Source organism: Pectobacterium parvum, assembly GCF_020971565.1.
Classification (GTDB): domain Bacteria; phylum Pseudomonadota; class Gammaproteobacteria; order Enterobacterales; family Enterobacteriaceae; genus Pectobacterium; species Pectobacterium polare.
Genome location: NZ_CP087392.1, coordinates 3,715,381 through 3,734,613 on the forward strand (window position 1 = coordinate 3,715,381; position 19,233 = coordinate 3,734,613).

A 19,233-nucleotide genomic window follows, 5' to 3' on the forward strand; every position below is an offset into this window, starting at 1 on the left:
GCGGCGTAAAGCTGCTGTCTCTACGCGGCTGCTTAATCATGAATTACCGAATAATTACTGACATTATACTGTATACACATACAGCATCAAGGTTATTTTTTCAGAAACGTGTCGAGCAACGTTTGCAGCGCAAAATGGACTGATTGCAAACGCACCGCGTTTCTGTCTCCGCTGAACCGCATTGTCCAGGCGAATGCCCCACCCTGTTTGTCTGTGAAGCCAAACCACACCGTGCCGACAGGCTTCTCTTCGGTTCCCCCGTCTGGCCCAGCGACGCCGCTTACCGATATAGCAAAATCTGCATCAGCGGCCTGCAAAGCCCCTGCTGCCATCTCATTGACGACGGCTTCACTCACCGCACCATGCTGTTCCAGTGTCTCTGCGTTCACATTCACCAAACGCTGCTTGGCCAGATTGCTGTATGTCACAAAGCCGTAGTCAAACCAGCCAGAACTACCCGCGATATCGGTAATAGACTTAGCCAGCCAGCCTCCGGTGCAGGACTCTGCACATGTCAACCTGGCACCACGCGCCTTCAGTTTTTCGCCCACCAAAGCACTTAACCGCAGAATGTCAGCTTCCGTCATTGCCGCCTCATCTTAATCAAGGATTGTTGGGTCAGGGTAACACTTTTCCCCGAAAAAGACGTCTTGCTGCACGGTATGCGAAGCGCCTAGCAAAGAAGATGAAAGAGGGATGAAAATCGAAGAAGATCGAATAAAACGCCGTCGAATAGTCAGAGAGAATATAGCACTACCCTAATAGATTGTCGGTCGGCGGGAATACAGAGGGAATAGGAGTAATTAATAGTGATGGCGCAATTTACATACAGCCAGCGCAACTGGTGCATCGCCAGTCCTGCTTATTTATAGCCTGAAAGAAATATCTAAAATAACATTCTTCGATAGGGACATTATTTTCTTCAAAGCTATCGGCCAGCCAGTCGATATTTTCCAGAATCCAATCATCCTCATCTAACCCGTCCCGGTACATTTCATCATCAGGATCGATGATAGAGTAGATCCCCATCGTTCCCATATGATTCTCTTTATATTTTTCCGGCAGCGCGAAGTCTTTTTCTCTATAAGATATTAACCAGTGGCCGTGGCAAAGCAGGTTGCCATTACGGCTCCACTTAGCAACAAATGGGTTACTCATATTTATTCCTACCAGCATAAACGCTAGCTATAAACGTATCACGACATATTTATAAAGTATAATCACCTCACAATCAATGTGCTATTTACAAGCCAGAATATAGGGATAAACATCTTTTACACATTAATAGGTAGGAACCCATTAGCGATAAATTGATAAATATCAATTCACATGAAATAAAACATCTAGACAGGGAAAGATAAATAAAAAAAAGCCCACTAAAAATAGTGGGCGGGGTACTGCTATTATCGTTATGTAAAAACCCTGGTGTTTTGCGGCACTTCATTCGGCTACTGTCTGATACTTACAGTACCGAACCAACATTAACGCAACATTAGGCGTGTAAAAATTCTGACGATTGCTGTGATAGCCTGCACCATCACTATCGCCACCGTCTCCGCTTTGCTTCATTGGTCGAGATCGGTCAGAATGGCGTGAATATGCCAATAAAGGGGTAATAATCCATTAGGGAGGATGACGGGTGTTTCCCTCTTTCTTAAGAAGAACCGCAGCGAAAAACGGCAGTTATGCCAATGAAATCAGCAGCAGCATTACGATCAATCGCCCGGCAGAACGCTTGTTTGATCTCTGGCGCAAACCGGAAACGTTGCCAATCCTGAGGGGCCATTTCGCCAGTATTGAGATACTGAACTATACCGACTCTAACTGGCGGATTAACACGCCAATTGGCGCGCTCATTGAGTGGCAGGCTCGTATTATTGACGAAAAACCGGGGGAGTATATCCACTGGCGTTCGCTGGAAGGGGCACGGGTTCCGAATGAAGGTCGGCTTTCTTTTCAACCTGCCACATCGGAAGCGGGTACAACCGTAACGCTGACCATTCGCTACAACCCACCGGGCGGCTTGATCGGGAAAAAGATCGGCCAAATGTTTGATATGTTTTCTCGCGATATGCTGACAAAAACGCTCTATCGTTTTAAAAAATTAGCGGAGGATGAACTGGCCTAAGCCGCGCCAGACATCATAGCGACAGGTCATCCTTGACCGTTTTCCTGAACTGACGAAAGTGCCCCAATAAAAGGAACGTAGAATGCTGGAATTGATTCAAACCATTGGTCTTGGTCTGGTGTTAATCCTACCACTCGCGAACCCACTGACAACGGTAGCGGTATTTTTGGCAATGTCCGGCAACATGAGCCAAGGGGAACGAAATCGTCAGATCTTTCAAGCCTCACTCTACGTCTTCATCATTATGACCGTCGCGTACTACGCGGGTCAGGTCGTAATGAATACCTTCGGAATTTCCATTCCTGGGTTGCGCATTGCCGGTGGGCTCATCGTGGCATTTATCGGTTTTCGCATGCTTTTTCCTCAGCAAAAGCCAGAACATGCACCTGAAGTCAAAAGCAAAAAAGAAGAAATCAACGACAGTTTCTCCGCCAATGAGGTCAATATCGCTTTCGTGCCGCTAGCGATGCCCAGCACCGCGGGGCCAGGAACCATTGCCCTCATCATTAGTTCTGCCTCACAAATCAAGAGCGGCGTTGATATCACGCCATGGGTGATTACCGTTGCCCCCGTACTCACGTTTATGTTGATCAGCCTGATCGTCTGGCTCAGTCTGAAAAGCTCTGGCCTGATTATGCGTCTGATCGGGAAAAGCGGCATTGAGGCCATTTCACGGCTGATGGGATTTCTGCTGGTTTGCATGGGCGTGCAGTTCATCATTAACGGTACGCTGGAGATCGTACATACCCTGCATTAAGTTGAAGATGCTAGAGAGATATCAATACGTTGCCAGATAGCCCAATTAGCGTCTATAACTTTGAATGGCGGATTTATTCATTGGTCGCAAGCGATACCCCTGCCCGTGTTACATAACAAAAAGAAAGCGTTACTTTGCTTACCTAGCGGAAAATAGGTGCGGCCAACAATGAAAATAAAAAACGATTCCCAATCAATTTGCGTTCACTCATTTTATCTCTCGCGATTATCAGCATGATCATCACGCTGACCAATGCCTATATTGCTGTTTATAATGTACAAAAAAAGCTCATTACCGATCAGATACTGAGTTCAAACCTTAACTATTCTTCCAAGTTAGCGGCGACCACAGAAAGTTTTTTATCTTCGTCACTGCAGGAGCTGGCTTACAGCGCGATGTCGATAGCGGACAGTTTTAATGACGATGCGACGCTACTGGAAAAAAGTGAGCAGACATACCGCATGAGCCAGAGTTTTAACTCTATTTTCGTTGCGGATACCCAGAATCAGATACACGCGGTTTACCCAACCTCGCTGAACCTGAAAGGAAGCACGCTGACCTCTGATGCCAGCAAGCTGGCGCTCGTGGAACAAAAGCCGTTAATCAGTCAGCCTTATATTTCAGTTACGGGCAATCTGATCGTGCTGGTTTCCTCCCCGATAAAAGACAAACAGGGAAATTATCTCGGTTACATCGGCGGAACGATTTATTTAAAAAATCAAAGCGTCTTAAACGAATTCATGAACACCCATTTCTATAACGATTACTCCAGCGTTTACGTGATCGATAAAAGTGGAATTGTTCTCTACCATCAGGATAAACAGTGGGTCGGCAAGCCCGTCAGCGACGAAAAAATCAAAGCGGTGTTTCGGAACAAGAAGAGTGGCACCGCCGCCATGCCCGATATGCAGGGCACGCCATCTCTTGCAGGTTTTGATACAGTCAAATCATCCGGCTGGATCATCATTACCTTGCACCCTTCTCAAACCGTTATCGATTTGCTCGACAGCGTGATGCGTTCCGTTGTATACGAAGGTGCACCGGTGATGATATTAACGCTGATTGCACTCACCCTACTCGCTTTCTCTATTGCCAATCCTCTGCGCTTACTGGCCGTTTCTGCCAGTAAAATGGAGGAGCCTGGCGTCATTGAAAAAATTAAGAAAGTCCCCTCTTGGTATTTTGAGGTTGACCAGCTAAAACGCGTCATTCTTTTCGGTACTCTGCTGCTGCACAAGCGAATCGGCAAACTGAGTTTGCAAGCCCACACCGATCCGCTCACCGGGTTGCTCAATCGCCGTGGCATCTATGAAAGCATTGAACTCATTCTCTCAAAGAGCAATCAGGTTGCCGCCATCGTGATTGATATCGACCATTTCAAACGCGTGAATGATACCTACGGACACAATATCGGCGATGACGTCATCAGGCTGTTGGCGAAAAATATAAAACAGAGCTCGCGTGAATCCGATCTGATTTGCCGCACTGGCGGAGAGGAATTCCTCGCACTTCTGCCCGATACGGACATGACGCAGGCCGCTGATATTGCTGAACGGCTGCGTAAAAAAGTGGAAAAAATGCCGCTGCCAATTCCTGAGAACATCACGATTTCACTCGGCGTCACCTGTTTTATTCCGGGAATGGAGCAGATCGATAGCGTCTTGAAAATCGCGGACGACGCCCTCTATCAGGCAAAGCATGAAGGCAGAAACCGAGTCGTTATCAAAGTCGTGTCCGATCATTCAGTTAATCACGACACGGAATAGACACGCTCAACACGAATCTCGCGAGCGGGAAAGCAGGCAAAAAAAACCCGCACAAGGCGGGCCAAGGTCATTCTAATGACAGGGATGGTTAACTAACACAACACTCACAGAGATGTGAGGTACTGACAAGGGATGGAAGGACTATAGCAAGCCAAATGTATAGTATTGTCATCAGCAAGTAAGGTTAGTCTACCGGTTGTAAAACAACATTGGTGAGACTTCCCAGCCGCCCTGTCTGGCTATTTCAGCCTGCTTTCCCCCGGTCACAATGACGCTTTTTGGGTTTTCATCAGCGTAACCAGCAGCGCCTGAATCAGCGTAGCTTTACGCAATGCGCGTTCATCCTGCCACAGCGTCACCAGCGAACGCATCAGCTCACGGTAACGAACGGTTTGATTCGATGGCGAAGCCGGTAACATTCTTCCCATTGCCCACGGCCCACCAAGCCCGCAACCGTACGGCTAAGCAGAATGCCGCTAAGCAACCCGCTCATCACCGTTCCAACAATCGCGCCGCGCTGTTTCGCATCGGCAAGTGCCGTCGCAGCCGGAACAATCTGCTGTGCGGCGGTCGCCCCAAAACCGATGAGCAACGAAGCCCCTAATAACGCGACAGCTGATGTCGACAAGGCCGCAAATGCAGAAACCAGTGCCAACATCAAAAATTGCCACACGATCAGCCGACGGCGGTCAAACTTATCGCCGAGCGGAACCAGCAGTAGCAGCCCCAAGGCATAGCCCAGTTGCGTCACGGTTGGAATCAGTGAGGTTGCCTCGCTCAACCTAAAGCTTTCGCCGATCACACCCAGCATCGGTTGGTTGTAATAGATATTGGCAACAGAAATACCACTGGCTGCCGCCATTGAGAAAATCAATACGTTGCCGGGAGCCTGCTGCGTTCTGATATCGGCTTCGCTGGATAATGTACTCATCATCATACCTGTCTGTGTGCTTCCTGCCGGAAGTCGGCAGGTGATGAGCAGAGCATAAGACGTCGCACTCATTCCCAATAGAGAGGTAAAATGGATATCAGTTATTCCGAATAGGAATATTTCAGGAGAAAAAATGCTGGACGAAATCGGTAAAAATTCTGGCGCGGGCTGATATCATGCGGCCTCTGGGGTAGACAGCCCACAGATCCATCTTACCCAGCGACCATGAATCCAGCGCGGTGACGACCTGCCCGCTTTCAAGCTCTGGTGCAAACATCCATTCCGATGCCACAATCAGTTCTACACCGGATAGCACCGCTGCACGCACGCCTTCCGCCGCAGAAACACGGATACGCCCATTGGGTAATATTGTGGTCTGTGTTTCACCCTGAGAAAAAATCCAGCGATCGGTTCTCTCTCCCTGCAAATAGATGACGGCAGGATACGCAGCCAGAACGTCAGGAGAAGCTGGCACACCATGACGCGCGAAATAGTCAGGGGTCGCCAGCAGGCGCATGGAACACGATGCTAACCGCTGGGCAATCATCCTTCATGTCGCCCAAACGCAGTGCCACATCAATGCCTTCCGCAATCAGATCGATCGGGCGATCGTCCAGAATGACATCAATATTTAGCTGGGGATGCTCGGCCATGAATTCATGGAGCTGCGGTATGATGAGCTGTCTGGCAAACGTCACGGGTGCACCGATGCGTAGCCGCCCAGACAGCGCAGCGCTTCCGCTAACCACATGCTCTTGAGCATCCCCCAGTACCTTTAACGCCGGGGCGATTTGCTCATAAAAATTCTGCCCGGCTTCTGTCGGCGTCAGCCCTCGGGTAGAACGGAGCAACAGCGGCGTTGCCAGCTGATTTTCAAGCTGCATGATCGCTTTGGACACCGCAGGCTGCCCAATACCGAGCCTGCGAGACGCGGCGGAAAACGACCCCGTTTCAAAAACGCAGATAAATGTTTCCAGCGCGCTCAGGCGATCCATGATTTCTCTTCCGCAAAAGGGGTTTCACTGCATCATACAGGAATCTGGTACGGGTCACGCGATCCACACCGCGCCCTTCTTTTCCCTGCCATCGCCATCTTCAGGCACATTCGCTTTACCGCCAACCGCATCAGGTATTACTCTGATGGAATGACTTGTCATGTCAGGGCTGGCAAATTTTTGCGGCCTTTTTCAAAATCTTACGAGGCGATGCATGAAACTTTTCATTTACGAACACTGCCCATTCTGTGTCAGAGCCAGAATGATTTTTGGCCTGAAAGATCTGCCTGTTGAGCAATCCGTCATTATGGAAGGCGACATCGACACGCCAACGCGCATGGTGGGCCGCAAAGTGGTGCCGATCCTACAGAAAGAAGATGGCAGTTTCATGCCGGAAAGTATGGATATCGTCCACTATGTCGACAGCAAGCAAGCGCCGTTAATCGCCGAAAAACCGGTTGATGCTGAGATTGAAGCCTGGTGTAAGTCCGTTTCCAGCGCGGTATTTAACCTTGCTGTTCCCCGTTTTACGAAAGCCGATTTCAAAGAGCTTTCCACGCCAGAGGCGCGCTATGCCTACATCCTGCGCGAAGAAAAAGCCTTCGGCGATCTGGATGCACTGCTGGCGAAAACGCCGGAACTGATTGCGGAAGTGGAGCAGAAACTCGAGGCGTTGGAGCCGCGTCTGGCAAATGTCAGCGTCATTTCTACCACCGACTTTATTCTGTTCCCGATCTTACTGTCGCTTACGATCGTGAAAGGCGTACAGTTTGGCCCTAACGTTCACGCGTACCTTAAGCGTGTCTCAACAGCCAGCAAGGTCGACTTGTTGACCGATAAAGCGCTGTAGGGTTAATCGCATTCGAATAGCGTTATGGGGCACAGTTTTGCCCCATAACACGTAGCGGGTTTCAACACGTTATTACGTATGAAATAATAGCTAAATGCGAAGCAGAGAAGTATCCCTATCTGATGTTATACCGTCCTCCTTTAGCGAACATTCCTTTGTAAAACACAGCGCATTAGCCTCAGCCTGAATCAGGGCAAGCGCATCATGGCTTGCATAATCTGCCTTAATCCATCTTGCACGCTGTAAATAGCTGGGATCTTCCAATATCTCAATGACAGACTGCTTAATCTGCTGTTCACTCGGCGTACTGGTTTGCAGGTTAATCCCACATTTGGCGAATACCACGCGCGCAGCACCTTCCTGTTTATCTTCCCCTACCCCTGCCACAATTAAAGGAACGCCCTCTTTCAGCGCAGCATTAATCGAACCATATCCGCCATTGCTGATGACGATCGACGCTCTTGGCAACCAATCGTCATAAGAGAGGAAGCTCACCACTCTGGCATTTTCAGGCAAGGATGCTTGCAGCGAATCAATCGAACGCCCTCCGGTGGTTACCAGCACTCTGACAGGTAAGTCAGCTAATGCGCACAGTGTTGGCCCAATGAGCTGCTGGAGATCGACATTCGCCAATGTGCCTTGTGAAACGATAATAAGTGGCCGCTTGTCGTCCGGTGCCCACCATTGCGGAACACGTTCTGCGGCAGCATGGTGGGATAATGGCCCAATAAATCGCACGCTTGGTGGTAAGTCATCACGTTGATACTCAAGCTCAGTTGTGGATAACTGCAAGAAACGATCGCAGCGGCCAATCAGCGTATCCATAAAAGGTTGTTCGAGCGGCTTTCCTCCCGACTGCACCATTGCATGATTAAACGCGTGCTGCACCTCGCTCATCAGTCCCCGCGTTTCCTCATCGACCAGCTGTTCATGGCTCAGGTCGGGCGGCAGCAATTTGGGAGGAATGCGAGGCCCATAGAAAACAGAATCTCGTGTCGAATAGGACAGCGGCGTAACGCCTATTACGATGACGGGCGGCCGTTGCACGGAGAACAGCAAAGGCAAGACGCCATAAAAACAATTTTCAACGATGAGCAAATCGGCGTGGGTCTTTGCCAACGCTTCACGCAGTTGGCGATCCAGCAGTGGAATCGGTGCTGCAAAGAAATCCTTCAGAGCAAGAGCCATCTGTGCGTTACCTGGCGGCAACATCGCGCGTTGAGGGAAATGTTGTTCAAGGTGCCGGTAGTCGAAATCAATGTCATCGCTAAAAGGGATGAACCCGACGCCAGCGGCCTCCGCCTGCTCACGGAACAACGCACCGCTAAACAACGTGACATCGTTCCCCTGCTCAACCAGATAGCGAGCGATAGTCAGTAACGGGTAAACATGCCCCGGCGTCGCCATCGCCGCCATAAGAATATGTGCCATGATGCTTTTCCTTATGCTGCGTTATCAATGCAGGTGTTCACACAAATCGGGGTGCCCTGAATATGCACACGCTGGAGGTGGCGTGCAGACTGCGCCGTAAAGGCTTCACGACCATGCAGCAGCGAGAAATTATCGGCTACCACAACATCGCCCTGTAGCCATTGATGCGCATAGTAATAACGGGGATCGTACAAATGCTGCCGTAACGTCTGACTAAATGCGCTTTGCGTTTCCGGCGTGACATTGTGGTATTCCAACACATGTTGGTTAAGGAAACGCTCCCCTTCGGTAGGCGGCTCGTTATAACGCATAATCTCCCCCGTGCCGTTGGGATGCGGGATGACCAATGGAGAGGTGACTTCACCGCCGTAATGCACAACAGCTTTAATACGATAAGTAATGGAAACACGTCGCCACTCATCGACTAACGGTGCGCCGGCCTCAGCCAACAAGCGTGTGGTATCGACAAAAGTGGTTCGCCCGCCTTGCTGCTGCCCCGGCGCAGAAACACAGTGGAACAGTTGAAACTCGGGTATGGTTGGTTTGTACATACCATCCCAGTGCAGCGGCACATAGCTGTTATCAAAGATGTGATCCTTGGTATCCGCATGTTCCTTCACGTCCAACACGGCGCCAAAAGGCCACATCATGATTTCCCCCCATTGGCCGGCATACTCAGTCAATGTTTCAGGATCGGAAAATCCAGAAGAAAACCCACGCAGTACCAGGAGATGATGTTCTCGGGCGAGTTCACGCAAGGTATCAATCGACAGTGTTGCGACACTCTGCCCCGCTTCAACCGGCGTCAATAACATACCAAAAGGGGAAAGCAATTCGATGCGACAGCTCATGCTATTTTCCATCATGTATATTCCTTTATTAGATGACAATATCGATGTCTCAGTGAACGATAAGACGAAAACAGTACGCTTATGCCATATCAGGCTGTTTAACTAAGTAATGGCTAGGCATACCGCGGATCTCCACGATTTCACCGTCCAATTGCTGTGCATCCACATTTTTCATTAGCACAAACTGCCCATTAACATTGGCGGCAACACCATGCCAGGGTGTCAACCAATCGTCCTTGGTGGGCATCATATGAATACCCAGCTTCAGACTGTCCGAAGGCTGCGGGTGAATAGACAACCGAATGGCGTCTGGGAATTGTTCAGCAAGCAGATTGCCCCATGCCCAACTGCGTTGAATAACGCTACACGCGCGTTTTTTGGCATCTTTCTGTAATGCCGCATTAGAGCCGGTATAGTCAGGCCTCAGGCTATCTTCATAGAGGAAACGGGTCATTGAGCGATAAAGCTGCAAACCTTCTTCGCTCTGCATGAGCTGCGCTTTCACTTCCTCTTCTGAATCAGCGTAATTCTCAACCAACTGCTGGCGAAGGCGATCATAATCAGCGGTGAGCGCCGCCATATTCTCTACATCTTTAAGATTAAAAACGCTGAGATAAACGGCACCCAGTTCATGCAGTAAATTTTCAATTTCATCCTGATAAATATTAATCGTTTCGTCGCTGGTCCCAATCAAGTCACCAAATACATGCCCATCCGAGCAAAGACGGATATGCGCACCGGGTGGATAATAAAGCTGAATACGCTGACATAACGAATTCAGGAAGATCAAGGACAACCGTTCCGCCATATCTGGCGTTCTTCCCAACACCTTATAAGGACTAGGAGATTTAAACGGAAACGCAGGCAGAATGAGTTCAATTCGACGCTCTTCTTCAACAAAGGCACGAATTCTGGGTAGTTGAACTTGAGTCACCTGAGACTCTTCTTCACTAATTGATTTCGTCAACTGGGTAAATCTACGCCGATATTGAATTAACTCACTTAATATTAGCGATGAAACTAATTCATTATTCACCATATACAAAATAACCTCATTACTTTACATTAATTTTAAAAAGGAAATAAACTGCATAGCAGTGGCGTAGAAACAATAGAATAAAATCCTTACGCGAATACAAAAAAAAACTGAATGACATATTCAGTTTTTTTATTTAAAACATTAGCACCCCATTCCGAATGTCAAATGAATATAAAAATCAATAAAAAGTGTAACTCATAAAAAATACGCCTAAATAATAACATTGATAAACAGAGCCTCAATTACCGCTGGGCCATTTCCTTTTTACCAATACCATGCAAGCGTCTTAACACCGTTCTCCAAATAAAGAGCAGCTAAATCTGTAGCCCGCGTGTTGTCGATATTGGGAAAAACTCGCAGCACTAATCAGTCGGTTCACTACATTGATTTTTTCCTCGCATTCTACGTCGTTTTGCTTTGTTTGCTTCACCGTCTGAGCAATACTGAAGCCGCTTCGCATACATAATCAATATTGGCAAAATCAGATACATTTCCAATAGTAGCTCTGATAACTTCCTGTGAAATTTTCCCTCCGGTTGCTGTTTGTTATACAAAATCCAAACCACGCTGGATAAAGTAGGTTTTTCGTGGCACTGATTGCTACACCAAGGTCTACGAGTGAATCACAGTGGGTATCAGTGATAAGATAGAGTTTTCGCATTGGGTTAGACACAGAGATGGCACGACCATTCAGAAGCGAAAAATGGCTTCACATCGACAAATAACACATTGATTATAATAGGCTGATTGAATGTCATTTTCAGTGATGCAATCCTAATGTGTATCAGCCGATCAGGATGTATGCTGCACCTTACTCTGGTATACAAATTTATGGGTTTAGGTGGATTTTTGACAGTTTTACAAGCAGCTATCTGAACTAACAAATAGAGTAAAAACTGAGTAAAATCAATATGAAAGATTCTACCGACAAGGACTTCACTGCCCACACTCCCATGATGCAGCAGTACTTTAGGTTAAAAGCTGAACATCCGGAAATCCTGCTGTTTTACCGCATGGGCGATTTTTACGAGCTGTTCTATGACGATGCCAAGCGGGCTTCTCAACTGCTGGATATTTCGCTGACGAAGCGCGGTGCCTCCGCAGGGGAACCGATACCGATGGCTGGCGTTCCTCATCATGCCGTTGAAAACTACCTTGCCAGACTGGTGCAAATGGGCGAATCCGTCGCGATCTGCGAACAGATCGGCGATCCAGCCACCAGCAAAGGTCCGGTAGAACGCAAAGTTGTCCGTATCGTCACGCCGGGAACCATCAGCGACGAAGCGCTATTGCAGGAAAAGCAGGATAACCTGCTGGCAGCGATATGGCAGGACGGTCGGGGATTCGGTTATGCCACTCTGGACATCAGCTCTGGACGCTTTCGCGTCAGTGAACCCGCCGACCGGGAAACCATGGCGGCCGAATTGCAGCGCACTAACCCAGCGGAATTACTCTACCCTGAATCCTTTGAGTCCATGGATTTGATAGAAACTCGCCATGGGCTTCGTCGTCGTCCGCTGTGGGAATTTGAACCTGATACGGCACGCCAGCAGCTCAATCTGCAATTTGGTACCCGCGATTTGACCGGCTTTGGCGTAGAGCAGGCGAAGCTTGCGCTACGGGCAGCCGGATGCCTGCTGCAATACGCGAAAGACACCCAGCGCACCTCGCTGCCGCATATTCGCGGCATTACGATGGAACGCCAGCAAGACGGCATCATCATGGATGCAGCCACCCGCCGTAACCTTGAACTGACGCAGAATCTGTCCGGCGGTGTAGAAAATACGCTGGCCGCCGTACTGGACTGCACCGTGACGGCAATGGGCAGCCGAATGCTGAAGCGCTGGATTCACATGCCCAGCCGCGATATTGAGGCGCTCAAACAGCGCCAGCAGGCTATCAGCGCGTTGCAGGACATCACGCCCGATCTGCAACCCTCTCTGCGGCAGGTCGGCGATCTGGAACGTATTCTGGCGCGACTTGCGTTGCGCACGGCACGCCCACGTGATCTGGCGCGTATGCGCCACGCTTTCCAGCAGTTTCCCGATATTCGTGAGCAGCTTGCGCCACTGGATACCGATTCCGTTCGTCGTCTGGTCAGCCTGATTGGACAATTTGATGAGCTACGTGATTTGCTGGAACGCGCCGTTGTCGAAGCACCACCTGTGCTGGTACGTGACGGCGGTGTCATCGCGCCGGGCTACCATTCAGAGCTGGATGAATGGCGTGCGCTGGCTGAGGGTGCCAGCGATTATCTGGATCGTCTGGAAATTCGCGAACGCGAAAAATTGGGGCTTGATACGCTGAAAGTCGGTTTCAATGGCGTACACGGTTATTACATTCAGGTTAGCCGTGGCCAAAGCCATCTGGTGCCGATCCACTATGTACGCCGCCAGACGCTGAAAAATGCCGAACGCTATATCATCCCCGAGCTGAAAGAATACGAAGACAAAGTTCTGACCTCGAAAGGCAAAGCGCTGGCGCTGGAAAAAGCGCTATATGATGAGCTTTTCGATCTGCTGTTGCCTCATCTGGCCGAGCTTCAGCAAAGCGCAGCCGCATTGGCTGAGCTAGATGTTCTGACGAATCTGGCTGAACGCGCCGATACGCTGAATTATGTCTGCCCGACGCTGAGTGATAAACCTGGCATCAAGATTACGGGCGGTCGTCACCCCGTCGTCGAACAGGTGCTTCGTGAACCATTTATTTCGAACCCCCTGTCGCTAGCACCACAGCGCCGTATGCTGATTATCACCGGCCCCAACATGGGCGGGAAAAGTACCTATATGCGTCAGGCCGCACTGATTGTGCTGATGGCGCACATCGGTTGCTTTGTGCCTGCGGATCAGGCGATCATTGGCCCCGTCGATCGTATTTTCACTCGTGTGGGTGCCGCCGACGATCTGGCCTCTGGCCGTTCTACCTTCATGGTGGAAATGACAGAAACAGCGAATATTCTGCACAATGCCACGGAAAACAGCCTGGTGTTGATGGACGAAATCGGCCGCGGAACCTCAACCTATGACGGCCTGTCGCTGGCCTGGGCCTGCGCCGAAAATCTGGCGAGCCGCATCAAAGCGATGACGCTGTTTGCAACGCACTACTTTGAACTGACCACTCTGCCGGAAAAAATGGAAGGCGTAGTGAATGTCCATTTGGATGCACGCGAACACGGCGATACCATCGCCTTCATGCACAGCGTACAGGATGGCGCAGCCAGCAAAAGTTATGGCCTTGCCGTCGCCGCACTGGCTGGCGTACCGAAAGAAGTGATTAAGCGCGCACGCCAGAAGCTGAAGGAGCTGGAAACGCTATCGAATAATGCGTCATCCAGCCATATCGATGGCGCACAGTTGGCGCTGCTGAGCAATGATGAGCCGTCACCGGCCATTGAAGCGCTGGAAGCCATCGATCCTGATGCGCTCACGCCGCGTCAGGCGTTGGACTGGCTTTATCAGCTAAAGAAAATGCTCTAACGCGAGTTAGAGCGAGGCAAATCGATAGCAAAAAGGCACTGAAATCAGTGCCTTTTCTTTTTAATGCTGCGTTAGTCTATCTGTGTATCGCAGTTTGCCCGCGCGTTCATGCGTGCGTTATCGCTGCTGTTAGGTACCACCGCTTTCACCATCTGCCCTTCTTCCATTGATGGAATCACAGCAAAATGCGCGGTAAAGGAGACCAGCACCGGTTCACCTGCCGACGCCGTCGTACGAAGGTACAACCTTTCCAGTACGGCATTATTCGCCACCACAAACGTTTTTCCGGTTGCGCAGTCAGAGAACGTTGCAGCATCCGCCAGATAGCGGTACATGCCCTTCATCGACATCGGCGTATCCGGCAATGCTTGCTCGGTTGCCGTCAGTTGGCGAGGAAGAGAAGAATTGATGGGCAGCCCTTCCTGATCCAGCATTTCAAGAGAGCTATCAACCGGGCGGAAGTAGCGTTTTTCGCCCGCGCTATCCGTCAGCACCAGCTTGTCGGCAGTGCGCCGCCATTGCCCATAGGAAGCAAACGTGTTGTTGCCCTCTCGCGTCGTTTGATACTGCTCACGCAGAACAAAAGTCCCGTCTTTTTCCAAAAACAGTGACGTATCAACCCCTCCGCAGTCCGCACAGGGTAAAACGCCACGATAACTTTGCGCCATTGGTTTAAGGGGTTCTTCCTGAACTTGCGAGCGGGTATGACACCCGATCAACCCAGAAATCCCTGCAATCAACAGCACACCGATAGCCAGTTTTTTCATCATTATTTTCCTGCCGTCTCTGCCCTGTTTTTATCGTTCTTACTCAACGATCTGGAATATATCCAATCTGTTATCATCCCTGAGTCTGAGGAATTTTCCACTCAGAAAATGCTATTTCCAGACTATTCTTATCGTCAGATAACCAGATCGTGCCTTCCTGTATCGTTGCCTGCAATGACATAGTGCGTTGAACCAGTCCGGCAAGCTGAGCCAGCTGATTATCATCCAGAAAACGGATAGCCAGATTCTTGTACCCAGAGACCTTGCCCGATATTGCACTCCACCAAACCTGTGCCGCACGCTCGCTGTAGGCGTACAACACCACGGAACGGGACTGATTGCAGGCTTTTTTGAGCCGTTTTTCATCCGGCAGGCCTAGCTCAATCCACAGTTCCAGTTCCATCGTATCGTTACGTCGCCAGATTTCCGGCTCGTCATCTGCGCTGAGCCCTTTGGTAAAGCGTAGATTTTCATCAGCATGGCAAATCCACGCTAAAAGCCGCAGCATCATGCGCTGCTCAGTTTCAGACGGATGCTGGGCTATCGTCAGATTCGCGTCGTGAAAAAAATTCCGATCCATATCGGCAATATTGATTGCTGCTTTGTAAACCGTTGCTTTTAATGCCATCAGTGACCTCGTCTTTATTCCCTCCTAGTTTACTTGAGTTAGTGCCATCCTCACAGTAAAGGTGATATCTGCCACGTAACCGATAGATTAGGCCTCTAAGGACTACTGATATCCTGTTAGTGCCTATGCTATAGTCGGTTTGATAAATAGAGTTTATCTTCGTAGGCTTACAACATCGCGCACCACAGCAAGTGATGATGCATGAATATCTACCGAGCTAAGCTTTTAAGGGAGGATATAGTGCAAGAATACTGTGAATTAGTACGTCGCTTATACGCAGAGATCGCCAGTGGCGATCTGGGCTATATACCCGATTCGCTGGGTTGTGTTTTGAAAACCCTGGATGGCATTGCCGCGAATGATGCGTTGCCATCCTCCGTCAGGGAACAGGCCGCTTTTGCCGCCGCTAACTTATTGGTGAGTGATTATGTCAATGAGTAATGAATATCAACCCATCAACTGTGATGATTACGACAGCCTGGAAGCCACTTGTCAGCAGAATTTGACGCTGACGCTGGAACTACGCAATGGTGAAGTTGTGACCGGTAAAGCCAGTGATATGATCTCACGTAAGCAGGTCGAATATCTGGTGATTGAAGCCTCAGGCACAACGCGCGAGCTGCGTCTCGACCACATCGTCAGTTTCAGTCATCCTGAAATCGGGAAGGTCGTCGTCAGCGAATCCTGACAGACTTTTCCTTTCATTCAGCGGCAAACGCTGAACAAATGCTTCCAAAACGGACAACGCAGGTTGTCCGTTTTTATTTCAGCGTTTTTGCTTCAAGTTTTTCCCATGGCTTATTTTTCCCAAACTTATTTTTCCCAAACCATGTGCCATACAGGATGGTTCTCTCTCGCCTGCCCTTCTCGCGTGACGAATCGTCCCACTGCCGCAATCAGCTGCTCGTTGTAGAACACCAGCGGCGTACGGTCGCGCCACCAGGGCGGAACGCCCAACTCCTGCCAGAGTTTCTTGATTTGTCGCCCGTGAGCTCTGCCGACAATATGCACGGTTCCGCTGGTCGAAAAACGAATGCTCACCGACTCACCATTTTCCGGCGCACGAACCGCCACACCGCTATCGGCCCACGACAGCGTGCCCAGATTATCGGGTAGCGATAACGGACATGACGGCGACTGCCACGGGATAATGTGGTCTTTTAGCGACGACATTAGCGGTAGCAGATAGAGATGCTGACGAAAACGACGAACCTGCATCTGATTCAGTTGCAATACCGGCTCCGCATCCTGACGGCTCGTCGCGATTTCATCCCAGAGTCGCTGTAACTGTTCACGTGCGGGCATGGTCGCCCCTTGCTGCGCTAGCCAGCGACGCAGGAGTGCAAAACGACGCACCGGACTTAGCGGCAGCAGGCCGTCAATGCTCAGCGCACCATCCGGCTGGCATAACGCCTGCAATGATTCCTCCAGCAGCTCATCTAGCAGTTGTTCCTGTTCGGCACAAAGCTGAGCGCTACGCGCCACGGCGGAGGAGAAATGCGGCCAGCGCTGCGTCAATCGCGGTAAGATCTGATGACGTAGAAAATTGCGGTCAAAACGTTCGTCCTGATTGCTGTCGTCTTCAATCCAGCCAAGCTGATGCCACTGCGCATACGCCTCCAACTGCAAGCGAGAAATGCCTAACAGCGGACGCACAAGACGATGATGACCGAGCGTACTTTGAGCCGCCATCGCAGATAACCCGGCAGGCCCGCTGCCGCGTTTAAGCGCCAGTAAAAAGGTTTCGCTTTGGTCATCCAGATGTTGTGCCGTCAGCAAGGCTTCGCCCTCTTGCAGATGCGCTCGCAAAGCCTGATAACGTGCCGTTCTGGCCGCGGCTTCGATACCGCCGTTCTGCGCCTCAACCGTCACCGACAGCGAGGCAAAGGGCACCTGCCAGCGTTCACACTGCTGACGACAATGTTCAGCCCAGCTATCGGCCAGCGGATTTAACCCATGATGAATATAAGCCGCACTAATGGGTAGCCCAGAACGCTGACGCAGAGCCACCAGCAGATGCAAGAGCACGCTAGAATCCAGACCACCGCTGTAGGCCAGCAGGATCGACCCGCATCCGGCCGTTTGCGTCGCGATCGTCTGGAGCAATCGATCATCAGGTTCGGTGTGGTCCACGGTATCAGATCTCATACAGTTCTAAAGGCAAGCCGTCAGGATCGGCGAAAAAGGTGAAGCGCTGCTGCGTGTCAGGATCGACCCGGACAGGTTCACAGATAACGCCGGCCTGTTCCAGCGAGGCGACCGCTTGTTCTACGTTAGCTACGGCAAAGGCCAGATGGCGCAGGCCACAGGCTTCCGGGCGACTCACGCGCGCAGGTGGATAGGGGAAAGAAAATAGCTCAATGGTATAACGCCCATTCAGCGAGAGATCCCCTTTCCACGACTGCCGCGCTTCACGGTAGACCTCGTTGTTCAACGTAAACCCTAGCACATCACAGTAAAATGCCTTGCTGCGTTCGTAGTCAGAGGCAATAACCGCAATGTGATGGACATCGAGCAGCTTCAGCATGCTTCAAACCCTCATAGCAAAAAATCCGCTGTCATTTCTGACAACGGATTTTCAAAGTAACGCCAGAATCGCCTGATTGATAACACATCAATCAGACAATCACCTTATCAGCAGTAACCACTGTACTTAACAGTAACCATAGTTCATCAAACGCTGATAACGGCGGTTCAACAGCTCTTCTTCCGTCAGGCCGTCGAGGTCGAGCAGGTCGGCCAGCAGCTGTGCTTTCAGAGACTCTGCCATCACCGGGACGTTACGGTGCGCGGAACCCAGCGGTTCAGGGATCACGGTATCGATCAGTTTCAGCTCTTTCAGACGTGGCGCAATGATGCCCATGGCTTCCGCCGCCAGCGGCGCTTTATCTGCGCTCTTCCACAGGATAGACGCACAGCCTTCCGGTGAAATAACCGAGTAGGTGCTGTATTGCAGCATGTTGACCTTGTCACCCACGCCGATAGCCAGTGCACCACCGGAACCACCCTCACCGATAACGGTACAGATGATTGGCACACGCAGCGTCGACATTTCACGCAGGTTACGCGCGATAGCCTCAGACTGACCACGTTCTTCTGCGCCAACGCCCGGATAAGCGCCCGGCGTGTCGATAAAGGTGATGATCGGCATCCTGAAGCGATCGGCCATTTCCATCAGGCGCAGCGCTTTGCGATAGCCTTCCGGTGCTGGCATACCGAAATTACGGCGAATCTTTTCTTTGGTTTCACGTCCTTTCTGATGACCAATGATCATCACCGGGCGCCCCTCTAAACGGGCAATCCCGCCGACAATGGCTTTATCGTCGGCATAGGCACGATCGCCAGCCAACTCATCAAAGTCGGTAAAGATATGCTTAATATAATCAAGCGTATAAGGACGTTGTGGATGGCGCGCTAATTGCGCAACCTGCCAGGCACCCAAATCGGCGAAGATTTTGCGCGTCAGTTCAACGCTCTTCTCACGCAAGCGCTGGACTTCTTCGTCCAGATTAATATCCAATTTTTCGTCTTGACGGCTGACTGCGGTCAGCGAGTCAATTTTCGCTTCCAACTCTGCAATCGGCTGCTCAAAATCAAGAAAATTCAGACTCATA

17 protein-coding genes and 2 pseudogenes are annotated in these 19,233 nt (G+C 50.4%); 7 read left to right on the forward strand and 12 right to left on the reverse strand.

Features of this window, described 5'->3' with window-relative positions:
* Positions 1 to 92 precede the first annotated feature (92 nt).
* A complete protein-coding gene (gene pncC / locus LOZ86_RS16750; protein WP_039483905.1) occupies positions 93 to 587 on the reverse strand; it encodes a nicotinamide-nucleotide amidase in 495 nt (164 codons plus the stop codon).
* Positions 588 to 822: 235 nt separating this feature from the next.
* A complete protein-coding gene (locus LOZ86_RS16755) occupies positions 823 to 1,158 on the reverse strand; it encodes a hypothetical protein (RefSeq protein WP_039483904.1) in 336 nt (111 codons plus the stop codon).
* Positions 1,159 to 1,639: 481 nt separating this feature from the next.
* Here LOZ86_RS16755 and LOZ86_RS16760 point away from each other — a divergent pair, with 481 nt between their 5' ends.
* The 3 genes from LOZ86_RS16760 to LOZ86_RS16770 all read left to right on the forward strand — a co-directional run bounded on the left by LOZ86_RS16760 (position 1,640) and on the right by LOZ86_RS16770 (position 4,651).
* Positions 1,640 to 2,128 (forward strand): SRPBCC family protein, encoded by a 489-nt coding sequence (locus tag LOZ86_RS16760; RefSeq protein ID WP_230242473.1) that lies wholly within the window; start codon positions 1,640 to 1,642, stop codon positions 2,126 to 2,128.
* Positions 2,129 to 2,210: 82 nt separating this feature from the next.
* On the forward strand, positions 2,211 to 2,885 hold the full coding sequence (locus LOZ86_RS16765; protein ID WP_039483901.1) for a MarC family NAAT transporter: 675 nt from the start codon (positions 2,211 to 2,213) through the stop codon (positions 2,883 to 2,885).
* Between the two features lie 233 nt (positions 2,886 to 3,118).
* Positions 3,119 to 4,651 (forward strand): sensor domain-containing diguanylate cyclase, encoded by a 1,533-nt coding sequence (locus tag LOZ86_RS16770; RefSeq protein ID WP_225969836.1) that lies wholly within the window; start codon positions 3,119 to 3,121, stop codon positions 4,649 to 4,651.
* Between the two features lie 299 nt (positions 4,652 to 4,950).
* Here LOZ86_RS16770 and LOZ86_RS16775 read toward each other — a convergent pair.
* A pseudogene (locus LOZ86_RS16775) lies at positions 4,951 to 5,588 on the reverse strand (MFS transporter); the annotation flags it as partial.
* Between the two features lie 115 nt (positions 5,589 to 5,703).
* A pseudogene (locus LOZ86_RS16780) lies at positions 5,704 to 6,577 on the reverse strand (LysR family transcriptional regulator).
* Between the two features lie 214 nt (positions 6,578 to 6,791).
* On the opposite strand from LOZ86_RS16780, the gene grxB reads away from it, so the two are divergent.
* On the forward strand, positions 6,792 to 7,427 hold the full coding sequence (gene grxB, locus LOZ86_RS16785; RefSeq protein ID WP_230242475.1) for a glutaredoxin 2: 636 nt from the start codon (positions 6,792 to 6,794) through the stop codon (positions 7,425 to 7,427).
* A 90-nt stretch (positions 7,428 to 7,517) separates the two neighbouring features.
* Here grxB and LOZ86_RS16790 read toward each other — a convergent pair whose 3' ends face one another.
* The 3 genes from LOZ86_RS16790 to pvcA all read right to left on the reverse strand — a co-directional run bounded on the left by LOZ86_RS16790 (position 7,518) and on the right by pvcA (position 10,748).
* Positions 7,518 to 8,858, reverse strand: a complete 1,341-nt coding sequence (locus LOZ86_RS16790) for a glycosyltransferase (protein ID WP_111778439.1) — start codon at positions 8,856 to 8,858, stop codon at positions 7,518 to 7,520.
* An 11-nt stretch (positions 8,859 to 8,869) separates the two neighbouring features.
* A complete protein-coding gene (locus LOZ86_RS16795) occupies positions 8,870 to 9,724 on the reverse strand; it encodes a TauD/TfdA dioxygenase family protein (RefSeq protein WP_423805535.1) in 855 nt (284 codons plus the stop codon).
* 64 nt (positions 9,725 to 9,788) lie between these two features.
* On the reverse strand, positions 9,789 to 10,748 hold the full coding sequence (gene pvcA / locus LOZ86_RS16800) for an L-tyrosine isonitrile synthase (protein WP_370829037.1): 960 nt from the start codon (positions 10,746 to 10,748) through the stop codon (positions 9,789 to 9,791).
* A gap of 911 nt (positions 10,749 to 11,659) precedes the next feature.
* Between pvcA and mutS the strand changes: the two genes are divergently transcribed.
* The gene (gene mutS / locus LOZ86_RS16805) at positions 11,660 to 14,224 is read left to right on the forward strand and encodes a DNA mismatch repair protein MutS (protein WP_111778440.1); all 2,565 of its coding nucleotides are present in this window, start codon (positions 11,660 to 11,662) and stop codon (positions 14,222 to 14,224) included.
* A gap of 71 nt (positions 14,225 to 14,295) precedes the next feature.
* Here the strand turns inward: mutS and nlpE are convergent, their stop codons facing one another.
* On the reverse strand, positions 14,296 to 14,991 hold the full coding sequence (gene nlpE / locus LOZ86_RS16810; RefSeq protein ID WP_039483889.1) for an envelope stress response activation lipoprotein NlpE: 696 nt from the start codon (positions 14,989 to 14,991) through the stop codon (positions 14,296 to 14,298).
* Positions 14,992 to 15,064: 73 nt separating this feature from the next.
* Positions 15,065 to 15,619: a YaeQ family protein gene (locus LOZ86_RS16815; RefSeq protein WP_039483887.1), complete on the reverse strand. Its 555-nt coding sequence runs from the start codon at positions 15,617 to 15,619 to the stop codon at positions 15,065 to 15,067.
* Between the two features lie 240 nt (positions 15,620 to 15,859).
* On the opposite strand from LOZ86_RS16815, the gene LOZ86_RS16820 reads away from it, so the two are divergent.
* Both LOZ86_RS16820 and rof read left to right on the forward strand, forming a co-directional pair.
* Entirely contained in the window at positions 15,860 to 16,060 is a 201-nt protein-coding gene (locus LOZ86_RS16820) for a YaeP family protein (RefSeq protein WP_010285748.1), read from the forward strand.
* Positions 16,047 to 16,307 carry a Rho-binding antiterminator gene (rof, locus tag LOZ86_RS16825; protein WP_029367608.1) on the forward strand — a complete coding sequence of 87 codons (261 nt, stop codon included), beginning with the start codon at positions 16,047 to 16,049 and terminating at the stop codon, positions 16,305 to 16,307. Before LOZ86_RS16820 ends, rof begins: the two co-directional genes overlap by 14 nt.
* Positions 16,308 to 16,432: 125 nt before the next feature.
* On the opposite strand, the gene tilS is transcribed toward rof, so the two are convergent.
* The 3 genes from tilS to accA form a co-directional block, all read right to left on the reverse strand.
* The gene (gene tilS / locus LOZ86_RS16830; RefSeq protein ID WP_039483885.1) at positions 16,433 to 17,767 is read right to left on the reverse strand and encodes a tRNA lysidine(34) synthetase TilS; all 1,335 of its coding nucleotides are present in this window, start codon (positions 17,765 to 17,767) and stop codon (positions 16,433 to 16,435) included.
* Positions 17,757 to 18,146, reverse strand: coding sequence for a VOC family protein (locus LOZ86_RS16835; protein ID WP_039483883.1), 390 nt, complete (start codon positions 18,144 to 18,146; stop codon positions 17,757 to 17,759). Before LOZ86_RS16835 ends, tilS begins: the two co-directional genes overlap by 11 nt.
* 126 nt (positions 18,147 to 18,272) lie before the next feature.
* Positions 18,273 to 19,232 carry an acetyl-CoA carboxylase carboxyl transferase subunit alpha gene (gene accA, locus LOZ86_RS16840; RefSeq protein WP_039483881.1) on the reverse strand — a complete coding sequence of 320 codons (960 nt, stop codon included), beginning with the start codon at positions 19,230 to 19,232 and terminating at the stop codon, positions 18,273 to 18,275.
* Position 19,233: the final 1 nt, after the last annotated feature.

Bases quoted from the DNA above. Each gene is read 5' to 3' on its own strand.
- nlpE (WP_039483889.1), bottom strand. From the start codon at position 14,991: ATGAAAAAACTGGCTATCGGTGTGCTGTTGATTGCAGGGATTTCTGGG.
- pncC (WP_039483905.1), bottom strand. From the start codon at position 587: ATGACGGAAGCTGACATTCTGCGGTTAAGTGCTTTGGTGGGCGAAAAA.
- accA (WP_039483881.1), bottom strand. From the start codon at position 19,232: ATGAGTCTGAATTTTCTTGATTTTGAGCAGCCGATTGCAGAGTTGGAA.
- LOZ86_RS16770 (WP_225969836.1), top strand. From the start codon at position 3,119: ATGATCATCACGCTGACCAATGCCTATATTGCTGTTTATAATGTACAA.
- pvcA (WP_370829037.1), bottom strand. From the start codon at position 10,748: ATGGTGAATAATGAATTAGTTTCATCGCTAATATTAAGTGAGTTAATT.
- LOZ86_RS16795 (WP_423805535.1), bottom strand. From the start codon at position 9,724: ATGATGGAAAATAGCATGAGCTGTCGCATCGAATTGCTTTCCCCTTTT.
- LOZ86_RS16755 (WP_039483904.1), bottom strand. From the start codon at position 1,158: ATGAGTAACCCATTTGTTGCTAAGTGGAGCCGTAATGGCAACCTGCTT.
- LOZ86_RS16790 (WP_111778439.1), bottom strand. From the start codon at position 8,858: ATGGCACATATTCTTATGGCGGCGATGGCGACGCCGGGGCATGTTTAC.
- LOZ86_RS16815 (WP_039483887.1), bottom strand. From the start codon at position 15,619: ATGGCATTAAAAGCAACGGTTTACAAAGCAGCAATCAATATTGCCGAT.
- LOZ86_RS16835 (WP_039483883.1), bottom strand. From the start codon at position 18,146: ATGCTGAAGCTGCTCGATGTCCATCACATTGCGGTTATTGCCTCTGAC.
- grxB (WP_230242475.1), top strand. From the start codon at position 6,792: ATGAAACTTTTCATTTACGAACACTGCCCATTCTGTGTCAGAGCCAGA.
- LOZ86_RS16765 (WP_039483901.1), top strand. From the start codon at position 2,211: ATGCTGGAATTGATTCAAACCATTGGTCTTGGTCTGGTGTTAATCCTA.
- tilS (WP_039483885.1), bottom strand. From the start codon at position 17,767: ATGAGATCTGATACCGTGGACCACACCGAACCTGATGATCGATTGCTC.
- rof (WP_029367608.1), top strand. From the start codon at position 16,047: ATGTCAATGAGTAATGAATATCAACCCATCAACTGTGATGATTACGAC.
- mutS (WP_111778440.1), top strand. From the start codon at position 11,660: ATGAAAGATTCTACCGACAAGGACTTCACTGCCCACACTCCCATGATG.